General features: G+C 75.8%; 11 protein-coding genes. 4 read left to right on the plus strand and 7 right to left on the minus strand.

What is annotated here, in order from left to right; all coding sequences use genetic code 11:
- Positions 1–24: 24 nt before the first annotated feature.
- Together KSE_RS14020 and KSE_RS14025 are read right to left on the minus strand one after the other, a co-directional pair.
- Positions 25–732: an RDD family protein gene (locus tag KSE_RS14020; RefSeq protein ID WP_033258747.1), complete on the minus strand. Its 708-nt coding sequence runs from the start codon at positions 730–732 to the stop codon at positions 25–27.
- 82 nt (positions 733–814) lie between these two features.
- Positions 815–2,590, minus strand: a complete 1,776-nt coding sequence (locus KSE_RS14025; RefSeq protein ID WP_014135972.1) for an RDD family protein — start codon at positions 2,588–2,590, stop codon at positions 815–817.
- A gap of 437 nt (positions 2,591–3,027) precedes the next feature.
- Between KSE_RS14025 and KSE_RS14030 the strand changes: the two genes are divergently transcribed.
- Positions 3,028–3,447 (plus strand): SsgA family sporulation/cell division regulator, encoded by a 420-nt coding sequence (locus KSE_RS14030; protein WP_014135973.1) that lies wholly within the window; start codon positions 3,028–3,030, stop codon positions 3,445–3,447.
- A gap of 166 nt (positions 3,448–3,613) precedes the next feature.
- Here the strand turns inward: KSE_RS14030 and KSE_RS14035 are convergent, their stop codons facing one another.
- The 3 genes from KSE_RS14035 to KSE_RS14045 form a co-directional block, all read right to left on the minus strand.
- Positions 3,614–5,026, minus strand: a complete 1,413-nt coding sequence (locus KSE_RS14035; protein WP_014135974.1) for a glycosyltransferase 87 family protein — start codon at positions 5,024–5,026, stop codon at positions 3,614–3,616.
- A gap of 596 nt (positions 5,027–5,622) precedes the next feature.
- Positions 5,623–7,014, minus strand: a complete 1,392-nt coding sequence (locus KSE_RS14040) for a sensor histidine kinase (RefSeq protein ID WP_033258772.1) — start codon at positions 7,012–7,014, stop codon at positions 5,623–5,625.
- 25 nt (positions 7,015–7,039) lie between these two features.
- A complete protein-coding gene (locus tag KSE_RS14045) occupies positions 7,040–7,735 on the minus strand; it encodes a response regulator transcription factor (RefSeq protein ID WP_014135976.1) in 696 nt (231 codons plus the stop codon).
- 179 nt (positions 7,736–7,914) lie between these two features.
- On the opposite strand from KSE_RS14045, the gene KSE_RS42805 reads away from it, so the two are divergent.
- From KSE_RS42805 to KSE_RS14060, 3 genes are all read left to right on the plus strand, one after another.
- On the plus strand, positions 7,915–8,499 hold the full coding sequence (locus KSE_RS42805) for a hypothetical protein (RefSeq protein WP_014135977.1): 585 nt from the start codon (positions 7,915–7,917) through the stop codon (positions 8,497–8,499).
- A 132-nt stretch (positions 8,500–8,631) separates the two neighbouring features.
- Positions 8,632–9,123: an Lrp/AsnC family transcriptional regulator gene (locus KSE_RS14055; RefSeq protein WP_014135978.1), complete on the plus strand. Its 492-nt coding sequence runs from the start codon at positions 8,632–8,634 to the stop codon at positions 9,121–9,123.
- A 208-nt stretch (positions 9,124–9,331) separates the two neighbouring features.
- Positions 9,332–10,093: a helix-turn-helix domain-containing protein gene (locus KSE_RS14060; protein WP_014135979.1), complete on the plus strand. Its 762-nt coding sequence runs from the start codon at positions 9,332–9,334 to the stop codon at positions 10,091–10,093.
- A 96-nt stretch (positions 10,094–10,189) separates the two neighbouring features.
- Here the strand turns inward: KSE_RS14060 and KSE_RS14065 are convergent, their stop codons facing one another.
- On the minus strand, positions 10,190–10,996 hold the full coding sequence (locus KSE_RS14065) for a hypothetical protein (RefSeq protein ID WP_014135980.1): 807 nt from the start codon (positions 10,994–10,996) through the stop codon (positions 10,190–10,192).
- A gap of 143 nt (positions 10,997–11,139) precedes the next feature.
- On the minus strand, positions 11,140–11,790 hold the full coding sequence (locus KSE_RS14070; RefSeq protein WP_014135981.1) for an IclR family transcriptional regulator: 651 nt from the start codon (positions 11,788–11,790) through the stop codon (positions 11,140–11,142).
- Positions 11,791–12,146: the final 356 nt, after the last annotated feature.

Consider the following 12,146-nt stretch of genomic DNA (forward strand, 5'->3'; position numbering starts at 1 on the left):
CCAGGAGACGGGAACGAGTACCGGTCAGGCGGTCGAGACCACCACGGTCTTGGCCGCCTTGTCGTGCACGCACTGGCGGTAGGGCTTGTCGAAGACGCCGAAGAGGCCGTCGACGATCCACCACAGGCCGCCGCAGCAGATCAGCGCGGGGACGATGAAGGTGGCGGTGCGGCTCCAGGCCGCGGCGGGGCTGGGGCGGGCGCCGTCGGCGAGCATCGCGACCCGGATCTTCATCAGCTTCTTGCCGAGGGTCTGTCCGTCCCGGCTGAGCATCAGGCCCTCGTAGACCAGGTAGAGCGCGCAGCTGAACCAGAACGAGCCGATCCAGCCGCTCTGCTGGTCGAAGTGCAGGAACGGGAGCAGCACCAGGAGCGCGATCACCTGCACCATCAGGTAGTCGACCACCCGGGCGACGATCCGCGCGCCCCAGCCGCCGAGCGCGGGCATCCCGGGGACGGGGCCGGGCCCGGGGGCGCCGTAGGGCGAGCCGTACGGATCGCCGGGGCCTCCTGGCCCCCCGGGGGGCGGGCCGTAGCCGGGCGGCTGGTTGCCGGGCGGCTGGTCGCCGGGGGGCCGGCTGTCGTACGGGGAGCCCGAGCCGGCCGGCGAACCGTACTGACCGCCGTAGCCGGGCGGGGTGTCGTGCGGGGCGCCCGACGGTGGTGGCTGCTTGCCGAAGGAAGGACGTCCGCCCTCCTCCGGCTCGGTTCCGGAGGGGTCACTGGTGCTCATGGCACGAGTAGACCACCGCCAGTACTACGATTTGGGGACATTTGCCTGGTTTCTGTCCGTTTTGCGGCGGCAGCGGCGGGCGTCAGCCTCGTTCGGCCCGTACCACCCTGGTCCGCGCCAGCCGGTCGTGCCAGCCGCGCCGGGCCGGACGGTCCAGCAGGGCGGCGAGCGGGCCGAGCAGGACGGCGGTGCCCAGGCCGCGCGCCAGCCAGCGCACCAGCGAACGGCCGAAGCCGGGCGCACCGGCGGCGGACCCGTCACCCGTGCCGCCGGCGGCGACCACCCGGACCCGGGCCAGCCGCTTGCCGAAGGTCTGGCCGGTCCGGCTGACCGGCAGCACCTGGTAGAGCAGTCCGAAGACCAGCAGCACCCCGAGCAGCACGCCGATCCGACCCAGCACCATCCCGTCCAGCAGCCACACCCGGTGCTGACGGCCGGTCATGCTGGCGGCCTGCGCGGCCTGGTCGATCTTCTGCTGGACGTGCGCCCGCACCGCGCCGACCAACGGCACCGCGACGGCCGCGGCGACCACCGTCGCGACCGCCCCGTCCACCAGCCACGCGAGCGCCCGGGCGCCCACCCCGGCCGGTACGGGTGCCGGGGCCGCCGCGCGCCGCTTCCGGGTGGCGGCGGCGGGGGCGGACGTCTCGGCGGCGCGCGGCGGGCGGACCCGCTCGCTGGTGACGTGCGCCGCCCGCGGCTCCCGTCCGGGGCGCTCGGCCTCGGGTGCGCTGCGCTCCGGGGCCGCGACAGCCGGCTCCGCCGATCCGGACACGGACGCGGACTCGGACACGGACTCGGACGCGGCCACCGGCTCCGGTTCGGGCTCGACGCCCCAGGACACCCAGCGCGGGGCGCCGCCGGTCTCCATCAGCCCGCGCTGGGCCTGCGGGTCGGCCCGCCAGCCCGAACCGGGGTCGGCCGCCGGCTCGGGCACCGGCTCCGGGCCCAGCGGTTCGAACAGCGCCTCCGGCGCGCCGGCGGACAGGCCCACCGAGCCCTCGGCCGCCCCGTGCCAGGGCGTCCCGCCGAGCGGCTGCGCGGGCCGGGGCACGGAGACCCGCCCGGCCTCGGACACCGCCGGTCCGGACTCCGGCTCCGGCTCCGGCTCGAAGGCTGTCAGGGGGTCCGGCTCCGACGCGGGCGCGGGCAGTTCCAGCGGCCGGGCCGCCGCCGCCACCTCCCGGGCCACCCGGGCGTCCCCGGCCTCCCGCCGCTCCCGTCCCTCCCGCCCCTTGCGCGGCGCGACGACCGCTCCGGCCGGCACGCCGCCGGCGCCGAGGTGCAGCGCGGCGGCGGTGGCCCAGGACTCGACCGCGACCGGCTGCAGCCCGTTCCCGGCGACCGCCCAGGGCGCCGCCTCGACGGGGCGCAGCGCCGCCATCTCGGTGCGCGGGCGGACGGCCAGCTCCCCGGCGGCCCCGGGCTCGGGCCCCGGCTCCGACTCGGGCCCCGGCTCCGATTCGCCGCCCCCGCCCCCGGCCCCGGGACCGACCTCGGCCGACGGCTCCGGACTGGCGGGGTGGGCGGCCATGCTGAAGACGGCCTGGGCGCCGGTCTCGTCCAGGTAGATGGGGCCGGTCTCGACCAGGGCGGCCACGGGCGCGCCGGGCGCGGGGACGAGGCCGGGCGGCAGGGTGTAGGGCGGGGCGGTGAGGTAGCGGGCGACGAAGCGCGGCGGGTCGAGCGGTTCGCCGGGGCCGGGGGCGGGCCGGCTGGTGCCGGGGACCCAGGCGTGGCCGGCCCAGTAGCGGATGAAGCCGGGCACCGAGGGGTCGGGGTAGTAGCCGGGCGATCCGGCTTCCCCGGCCAGGGTCGCGCCGAGGGTCGAGCCTGCGGTGGAGGGCCGGTCCGTCATGGCGTCGCGTCTTCCTTCGTACCGGCACCGCGGCGTGCGGGTCTGCTGGACGTGCGTGGGGGAGCCGCGGGCGGAGAGTCGCCGGGCAGTCACAAAGGGTAGTACCTCGAACGACCTCGTCCCCCGGGTTCACCGGAACTCGTGAAACGGGCGGAGACACGTGGTACTGCAGGTGCGCCCGGGGTGGTGGAGCGGTTCCGGGCACGGAGAAGCGGTCAGATGGTCAGATGGTCAGGCGGTCGGACGGTCAGGCGGCGGATCGGGGGATCCGCGTTCCGGTGAACCCTGCCCGGAACAACCGGGTCGGGGCGGAAAAGGTTCTGCCGAAAAAAGTTCCGCGGAATCTCGGGCAACCCGTGTAAGAGTCCGCGACGACCGCGCTCTTGGCTGGTGCGGGGCCGAAGAGCGGCCCCGGCGTGGCGGAGAGGGTGAGGGCGATGGCCGGACAGTCGACCGGAGTGGTGGAGCAGGAGCTGGAGCTGAACCTGGTGCTGTCGCCGGAGCGCAGCGTCCCGGTGGCGGCCCGGTTGTCGTACGGGAGCCACGACCCGTTCGCGGTGTACGTGACCTTCCACCTGGACAGCGGGACGCCGGTGACCTGGGTGTTCGCCCGCGAGCTGCTGGTGGAGGGGACGTTCCGGCCGTGCGGGCAGGGCGACGTGCGGATCTGGCCGACCCGCTCGGGGCGGCGCAGCGTGCTGTGCATGGCGCTGAGCTCGCCGGCCGGCGACGCGCTGTTGGAGGCGCCGCTGCCGACGGTGGCGGCCTGGCTGGAGCGGGCGCACCGGCTGGTGCCGCCGGGGGCGGAGCTGGAGGCGATGGACCTCGACGGGTCACTGGCGGAGCTGCTGGCGTGAGGGGGCGCGCGGCGCGGGCCCGGGCGCGGGCCCGCTCACGGAGGGCGCGGTGCGCGGGCGGCGCCCGGAGCGCGGTACGGGCCCCGGCGGGGTCGACCCGGCCGCCCGGACGCCCGCCGTCGGGACGCCCGGGCGGACGTCCCGAGGCCGCGGCGGGCCCGGGCGCTCAGCGGGCCGCGGGGGCCTTCTGCGCGCCGGCGCTGGCGATGCCGTCCGCCTCGGCGCGCGGGGCGGGGACGCGCACCAGCGGGGCGCCGGCCGCGAGCCGCCGGGAGCGGATCCGGAGTGCGGCGGCGGCGAGGAAGCAGAGTCCGATCAGCGGGTAGACGCCCGCCGGGAACTGCTTGAGCACGGAGAGGTGCAGGTCCAGGTCGCCCTTGTGCGGGACGACCCACATCGAGAAGGACAGGAAGCCGACCAGGGTCAGGCCGAAGATCGGCCGCCAGCGCAGGCGGCGGACGGCGGCCGGGCGGGACTGCTCGTGCGCGGCCTCGGCGGCGAGCAGCACCAGCACGGGGACGCACCACACCCAGTGGTGGGTCCAGCTGATCGGGGAGACCAGGACGGCGGTGACCAGCGCGGTGCAGACGCTCCAGGCGTCGGCGCGCGGCGACCAGCGGGCGCTGCGGTGCGCCCAGACGGCGACGGAGAGTCCGGCGCCGGCGACCAGGACGCCGAGCACGGAGGCGACGGTGCCGGGGTTGGCGACGTGCATCTGCCGGGCGATCAGGCCGCGCAGCGACTGGTTGTCGACGATGACGGTGCTGCCGACCCGGCTGGAGTCGAACATGTACTTGGTCCAGAAGCCGCGGGTGGCGTCCGGGAGCACCAGCGCGCCGATCAGGAAGGTGCCGACGAAGGTGCCGGCCGCCACGAACGCGGCCCGGACCCGGCCGGTGATCAGCAGGTAGACGGCGAACAGGCCGGGGGTGAGCTTGATGCCGGCGGCGATGCCGATCGCGAGGCCCTTGCTGCGGGCGGAGTCGGGGCGGGTGAGGTCCCAGAGGATCAGGCAGGCCAGCGCGAGGTTGATCTGGCCGTAGCGCAGGGTGGTGAAGACCGGCTCCAGCCAGACGCCGAGGCCGGTGATCAGCACGATGCCGATCGGCCGCAGGTCGCGGCGCGGCCAGCCGACCAGCTTGAAGGAGAGGTGGGCGAGGGTGCCGAGCAGCAGCAGGTTCCCGGCGGTGACGGCGACCCGCAGGAAGGGCACGCCGAACCAGGTGGTCGGCACGAACAGCATCGCGGCGAACGGCGGGTAGGTCGCGGGCAGGTTCCACTGGGTGACCCGCAGCGCGTACAGGTCCTCGCCCTTCGCGACGGCGGAGCCCTCGGCCCGGTAGACGATCATGTCGACCATCGAGGTGTGGACGAAGTGCCGGACGACCGCGTAGACGAGCAGCGAGAGCAGGGCGAGCGCGCCGGCCAGCAGCAGCGGGCGCCGGGGGGCGGCGCGCAGGGCGTCGGCGGCGGCGGCGACCTGCCGGCCGGGGGCGGTCAGGGCGCGCCGCCAGGCCGGGACGGGCGGCCGGCCGGGGCTGCCGGGGGGCGTGCCGCGTTCCGCTTGCACCGTGCTCACTGTGTTGCTCCGTCCGCCGTCGACCTGCGCTGGGCCAGCAGCCGACACTACCCGAACGGTCGGCGGACGCCACCGCTCGCGGTCGGGCCCGGGGCCCTGCCCGGGGCCCTGCCCGCGGTCGGGCCCGGGCGGTGCCGGCGGGCTTCCCCGCCCCGGCCCCCGTTCCCCGTCCCGCTCCCCGTCCCGTCCCCCCGTTCGCGGTCGTCCCGGGCTCCCCTCCTGGGGCGGGCGGCCGGCCGCTGGGGAGAGCGGCCGGCCGCCCGGTCCCGGCCCGGGGCGACCGCGGTCGGGGCCGGCCGGTCGGAACCGGGCCGGTCGCGGCGGCGGTCGGACGGATGCCTGCCGCTGGTCGGGCGGTGCTGCCGCGGTTCGCGGTTCCGGGTCCGGTCCGCGGTGTGGCGCGGCGGTCGCCGGGGCCGCGTTCCCCCGGTGGTGGCCGACGTTATCCGGGGCGGCGGGCCCGAGCGGCGGCCCCGGGGCGGCATGAGACGGCGTTGAGCACGGCCTAGGACGTATTTAAGGGAGAGGTGCGACACCGAGCTGTCGCCCCCGCGGTAACAGCTCCTGTGTCGGCATCGGTCGCCCCTCGCTCCTGCTCAGTCCCTGCGGGCCGGCCGGCTCGTCCGGCGGCGTTGCTGCTTGGGCAGCTCGACCTCGGTGCGGATGTTGATCCGCACCGTGATCTCGGCGCCGCCGAGGACGGCGGAGCGGCCGAGCAGCACCTCGCCGCCGGTGCCCTCGGCGAGCTTGCGGACGATGTCCAGGCCGAGGCCGGTGGAGCCCTCGCCGCCGTGTCCGGCGCCGCGGCGGATGGCCTGGGCCGGGTCGGTGAAGCCTGGTCCGGCGTCGCCGACCAGGAGCACGACGGCGCCCTCGGTGGCGACCAGGTCGACGGCGAAGGCGGTGCCGACGGCGGTGTGCCGGAAGACGTTGCCGAGCAGCGCGTCGACGGCGGCGGCCAGGTCGCCGCGCTGCACCGGGACGGGCGCGGGCGCCTCGTCGCCGGCCAGCCGCCAGGGCCGTCCCTCGTCCTCGGCGAGCGCGGACCAGAAGGCGACCCGGTCGCGGAGCACCTCGACGGCGTCGCAGCCGAGGGCGACCGGTGGGGCGTCCTCGGGCTGGCGGCGGGCGGTGCGGATGATCTGGTCGACCTCGCGCTCCAGCTGGGAGACCGCGTGCCGGGTGGCGTCGGCGGCGTCGCCGTGGCCGAGTGCGGCGGCGTTGAGCCGGAGCACGGTGAGCGGGGTGCGCAGCCGGTGCGACAGGTCGGCGGCGAGCTCCCGTTCGGCGGCGAGCAGGTGGACGACCCGGTCGGCCATCGCGTTGAACGCGTAGGCGGCTTCCCGGAGCTCCTCGGGCGCGCCCGCCGCCTCCCGCCCCTCGACCGGGACCCGGACCGAGAGGTTGCCGGAGCCGAGCGAGCGGGCGGCGGTGGCGAGGCGGCGGGCGGAGCGGATGATCCGGGTGCCCATCCGGTCGGCGACCGCGACGGACACCGCGACCAGGGCGAGCGCGACGCCGGAGAGCACCAGCCAGGCGGTGCCGACGCCGCGCGACAGGTCGGCGTTCGGGATGAACACCTCGACCATGGCGATCCCGCCGCGGTCGACGGCGACCGGCTGGAGCAGCACGTAGCCGCCGGCCACCCGGGCGGTGCCGGAGTGGACGGTGGGGGTGACGCCCTGCGGGTCGGTGCTGGGCGGCGGCTGGTCGTTGTCGGTCCGGGCCGGGCCGACCGTGATGCCGCCGGGGAGGTGGACGGCGAGCCGCTCCCGGGTGCCGGCGTCGGTGGAGGCCATCGCCTTGGCGACGGCCTGCTGGTCGGTGGTGATGGCCAGGGCCGGGCCGAGCGCGGCGGCCTGCCGTTCGGCGGCGGTGAACGCCCGGTCGCGGGCGGTCTGCTGGACCATCAGGCCGAGCGGGATGAGGAACGCCAGCGCGACCATGACGGTGCCGGCGATGGCGGCCTTGACCATCGCCCAGCGCAGCGAGCGGAGGATGCGTTTCACGTCGTCACCCGACCGGTCCGCTGGGGGCTTCCAGGCGGACGCCGACGCCGCGCACGGTGTGCAGGTAGCGCGGGTTGGAGGCGGTCTCGCCGAGTTTGCGGCGCAGCCAGGACAGGTGGACGTCGATGGTCTGGTCCCCTCCGTAGGTCTGCCGCCACACCTCGGCGAGGATCTCCTTGCGCGGGACGACCACGCCGGGGCGGGCGGCGAGGAAGGCCAGCAGGTCGAACTCGCGTCGGGTGAGGTCGAGCCGCTGCCCGTCCAGCAGGGCCTCGCGGCGCTGCGGGTCGATGGCGAGGCCGCCGACCCGGAGGATCTGCGGGGCCATCAGCGCGCCGCCGCCCAGTCGGCGCAGGACGGCCGCCATCCGGGCCGTGAGGTGCTCACCGGAGAAAGGTTTCACCAGGTAGTCGTCGGCGCCGTCGTTCAGCAGCCGGACGATCTCCGCCTCGTCGTCCCGCGCGGTGGAGATGATCACCGGGACGTTGGTCAGGCCGCGGATCATCTTGAGCGCCTCGCTGCCGTCCAGATCGGGCAGGCCCAGATCGAGGACCACCAGGTCGCAGCCGACCTGGGCGACTTCGCGCAGGGCCTCCAGGGCGGTGCCGACGGAGCGCACGGCGTGGCCGGTGTCGGCCAGATGGCGGATCAGGGCGGAACGCACAAAGGGGTCGTCCTCGACCACAAGCACTGTTGCCATGGGGCTGCACGGTACGGCATCGGGGCGGACTGGTCTGTACCTCGGGGGGTTCGCATGCGGGCGGAACGGGCAGAAGCTTGAGCTTCCCTGAAGCTAGGCGCTCTTTTTCCACAAGGTTTCTGCGGATTCCCCGGCCCGCTGACCTGGTTGTGACCTTCGTACGGCAGGATGGGCCCGCGATGCGGAGCGGACTGGTTCAACTGGGCGCCTGGACGGCGGCTACCGGAGCGGCGGTGGCGCTGTCCTGGCTCGGCGTGCACGCGGTGCTCGTCGACACGGTGTTCGAGCAGCCGGTGGCGATACAGCTGCCCTCGGTGACTGCCACCAAGCAGGCGGGGACGGGCACCCCGGCGCCGCCCACGACCGATCCGCCGCCCTCGGCGGCGGCCCCCAGCCCGGACCCGACCCCGCCGGCCGGGACCGGCACGGTGACCGGCTCGGGGACCGGCTCGGGGACGAACGGCGGCACCGGCTCGGGGGCGGGCACGCCCGCCACCGGCACGCCGACCCGGAAGAACGTCGTCAGCACCCCGCCCAGCACGGTGCACAGCTACCCGGTGCTCGGCGGCCGGGTCGCGCTCGACCAGCGGCCCACCGAGGCCCGGCTGGTGTCGGCGGTGCCGGAGGCCGGCTGGTCGATGCAGGTCTGGCACGGCGACCAGTGGCTGCGGGTGGACTTCTCCAAGGGCGACCGGGTCTCCTCGGTGATCGTGTCCTGGAACGGGCACGAGCCGGACGTGCAGACCGCGATCATCGGCAACTGACCGGCCCGACCGCCCCACCCCGCCCCCGCCCAGCGGACCCCGCCGCGGCCGCGCCGGGCTGACGCGCGGGCCGGCCCGGCCGCACAATGTCGCTCGACGCCCGACCGCCCGCCGCACCCCCGGAGCCGCCCCGTGCCCCCGCAGCCCGACGCCATCGACGCGCTGGACGGAAAGCTGATCCGGCTGCTCGCCGAGGAGCCGCGGATCGGCGTGCTGGAGTGCTCGCGCCGCCTGCAGGTGGCGCGCGGCACGGTGCAGGCCCGGCTGGACCGGCTGCAGGCGCGCGGGGTGATCGGCGGGTTCGGCCCGCAGGTGGACCCGGCGGCGCTCGGCTACCCGGTGACGGCGTTCGCGACGCTGGAGATCTCGCAGGGGCAGGGCGCGGACGTCCGGGCGCACCTGGCGGCGGTGCCGGAGGTGCTGGAGCTGCACACCATCACCGGCCACGGGGACATGCTGGTGCGGATCGTGGCCCGGTCGAACGCGGACCTGCAGCGGGTGATCGACCGGGTGGTGGGCTTCGACGGAATCGTCCGGGCGTCCACCGCGATCGCGCTGGAGAACCCGGTGCCGTTCCGGATCCTGCCGCTGGTGGAGCAGGCCGCGGCCGGCAGCGGCCCCTGAGCGGGTCCGGCGCGGGTCCGGCGCGGGTTCGGCGCGGGTCGATCGGGCGCGCCTCCCGACATCGCCCGATTTTTGGCATATGCCTTTTGCCTGTGCACGCAAAGATCGCTGCCATGAGCATACGGATCGCACTCACCGAGTGCCCGCCGGCTTCCCCGCCGTCAACACCGCTCCACCAAGCGGATGTTGGAACCAGCGGGGGCCGGCCATGAACCGGGCCACCGAGGCCCCGACCACCCTGATCGCCTCCGCGCAGCGCGCCCTGCGGCTGCTGGAGGCCGCCGCCCGGTACCCGTCGGGCGCCACCGCCAAGCAGCTCGCCCGAGACACCGGGCTGGCCCTCGGCACCACCTACCACCTGCTGCGGACCCTGGTGCACGACCGCTACCTGGAGCGCCACGAGGGGCTCTACTGCACCGGGCCCGCGGTGTCCGGGCTGAGCCGGGAGGAGAGTCCGGCGGCCGGCCGGTCCCGGCTCGACCGGCTGCTCGGCCGGATCGCCCACGAGCTGGCGGCGGCCGTGCACTTCGCCCGCTACAAGGACGGCGAGGTGCAGCTGGTCGCCGCGGCGGCCGCCCCCGGCGCCCCCACCGTCGACGCCCGGAACTTCCACGCGGCGGCGCACGCCCACGCGGCCGGCAAGACCCTGCTGGCCCTGATGTCCGCCGAGGAGCGGCGGACCCACCTGCACCGCTACCCGATGGTCCCGTTCACCCCGTACACCCTGCGCGAACCCGCCCACCTGCCGCTGCTGCCCAGACACGGGCCGCAGCGGGCCGTGCCGATCACCCAGTACCAGGAGTACGCGCTGGGCGCGGCCGGGGCGGCGGTCCCGATCGTGCTGGGCAGCGGGCTGGCGGCGGTCGCGGTGTCGCTGCCGATGTCCCAGGCGCACCGTTTACCGCAGGTCGCCGCGCAACTGCGGGTCCGGGTCGGGGATGACCTGGTGACCGCCGCGTTCGGCCTGTAGGCCGCACGCCTTCCGGGGGACGACCTGCACGAGGGCCGGGCGCACGGGGGTGCCACGCCCGGTCCCACCTGCCCCGCGCGGGGTCGTGACGGCGCGTCAGCAGTGCGGTACGGCCGCTCCGCTGTTCAGCGCCTGGAGCGCGGCGACCGAGTCGGAGAGGGTGTCCACCGGGATCAGCCGCAGCCCGTCGGGGGTGTTGACCTTGCCCTGCGCGCACTCGCTGCGCGGCAGCAGGAAGACCGTGGCGCCGGCCGCCCGCGCCGCCTGGGTCTTCAGCGGGATGCCGCCGACCTGGCCGACCCGCCCGTCCGCGTCGATCGTGCCGGTACCGGCCACGTCGCGCCCGCCGGTCAGCTCGCCGCCCCGGCCGTCGCCCGCGATCTTGTCGATGATGCCCAGCGCGAGCATCTGGCCGCCGCTCGGGCCGCCGATCTCGCCCAGGTTCACGGTGACCTTCACCTGGTCCGGCGACAGGTGCAGGTAGCCCAGCGCCGCCAGGGTGGCGCTGTCCTGGGACTCCGTCATCTGCTGCTGGGTCGCCTCGTTGGCGTCCTGCGGGTCGCCCTGCGGGTAGACCTCGTCGGTGGGCACCACGGCCCGCTTCGGGTCGACCCAGGCCGACAGCGCGTCCCAGAGGCTGTTGCGCTTGTCCGGGTTGGTGGCGCTGACGGTGACCACCCGCAGCTGCCCGCTGGTCTCCCGCTGCGGGGCCCCGCTGATGGTGATCACCCGGGCGCCCTGGTAGCTGCCCAGGGTGTCGGCGGTGTCGCCGGGCGACTCCAGGGTGTAGGGCAGCGGCACGAACGCGGCCACCGCGAACAGCGCGAGCACCGGCAGCGCGCACAGCGCGAGCGCGCGGCCGCGCGGGGAGGTCAGGGCCGGGGGCAGGTTCCGAGAAGGCACCCCCGCATCCAAACACACCCCGGCACCCGCGCGGGCCCGGCGCGGTACGGCGCCCGGCCCGGCGCGGTACGACGCCCGGCCCGGCGCGGTACGACGCCGGGCTCGCGCGGCGGGCGGCCGGGGGGCCGGGGCGGCGGCGGGGCTCAGCGCAGCGCGTCGGCGACCTCGGTGGCGGCCTCGATCACCCGCGGGCCGACCCGCTCGGGCACCAGGCCGTTGAGCATCACCACGCCGACGCTGCCCTCGATGCCGCTGAGGCCGATCAGCGCGGCGGCGGCGCCGCTGGCGCCGGACTGCTCCTCGGCCCGGGTGATCACGCAGCCCTGCTCGGGGCGGCGCTGGCCGGGGAAGCTGCGGGCCTCCAGGATGGCCCGGCCGGCCGCGCTCTCGGAGAGCGGGTGGCGCAGGCCGGTGCGGTAGGCGACGTGGAAGTCGGTCCAGGTCGGTTCGACCACGGCGACGGCCAGCGCCTCGTTGCCGTCGACCAGGGTGAGGTGGGCGGTGGCGCCGAGGTCCTCGGCGAGCGAGCGCAGCGCGGGCAGCGCGGCCTCGCGCAGCAGCGGGTGGACGCGGTGGGCGAGCCGGAGCACGCCGAGGCCGACCCGGGCGCGGCCGCCGATGTCCCGGCGGACCAGGCCGTGCTGTTCCAGGGTGGCGAGCAGTCGGTAGACGACCGTGCGGTTGACGGCCAGTCGGGCCGCCAGTTCGGTCACGGTCAGCCCGCGTTCGGAATCGGCGAGCAGTTTCAGTACCCGGACACCTCTGTCCAGGGTCTGGGAGGTCTCAGCAGTCACGAGGCGCCAGGTCCTTTCCGCGGCGAGTCCGACCCTACGGCACAACTGCCGTGGGCCGCACCGGAATTGATCGCGCGCGGGAAGGGTGTCCAGCGCGGGAGTCCGGCCTCGGCGACGTCGACAGGGCGCGGGGCTCCGCGGCATCCGTCCGAGCCGGTGGGTGGGGCTCGGACGAATGTGGGAAGACGTTAATGAACGGGGGCGCCCGGGTGGAAGTGGTTGTCCCGAATTCGGTCATCATCGATGAAAACTCGTGATGAAAAAACGGATAAGGCGCTCATAATTCGCACCCCGGGGGCCCGGGTGTCCGCTATCTGACCGCCGCCCCCGGCCGACCCGGGCCCGAATCTCCCGCC

Source organism: Kitasatospora setae KM-6054, from assembly GCF_000269985.1.
In the GTDB taxonomy this organism is placed as follows: domain Bacteria; phylum Actinomycetota; class Actinomycetes; order Streptomycetales; family Streptomycetaceae; genus Kitasatospora; species Kitasatospora setae.

Coding starts and splice junctions, on each gene's coding strand:
- KSE_RS14030 (WP_014135973.1), top strand. CDS start 3,028: ATGGCCGGACAGTCGACCGGAGTGGTGGAGCAGGAGCTGGAGCTGAAC.
- KSE_RS14060 (WP_014135979.1), top strand. CDS start 9,332: ATGAACCGGGCCACCGAGGCCCCGACCACCCTGATCGCCTCCGCGCAG.
- KSE_RS14025 (WP_014135972.1), bottom strand. CDS start 2,590: ATGACGGACCGGCCCTCCACCGCAGGCTCGACCCTCGGCGCGACCCTG.
- KSE_RS42805 (WP_014135977.1), top strand. CDS start 7,915: ATGCGGAGCGGACTGGTTCAACTGGGCGCCTGGACGGCGGCTACCGGA.
- KSE_RS14020 (WP_033258747.1), bottom strand. CDS start 732: ATGAGCACCAGTGACCCCTCCGGAACCGAGCCGGAGGAGGGCGGACGT.
- KSE_RS14045 (WP_014135976.1), bottom strand. CDS start 7,735: ATGGCAACAGTGCTTGTGGTCGAGGACGACCCCTTTGTGCGTTCCGCC.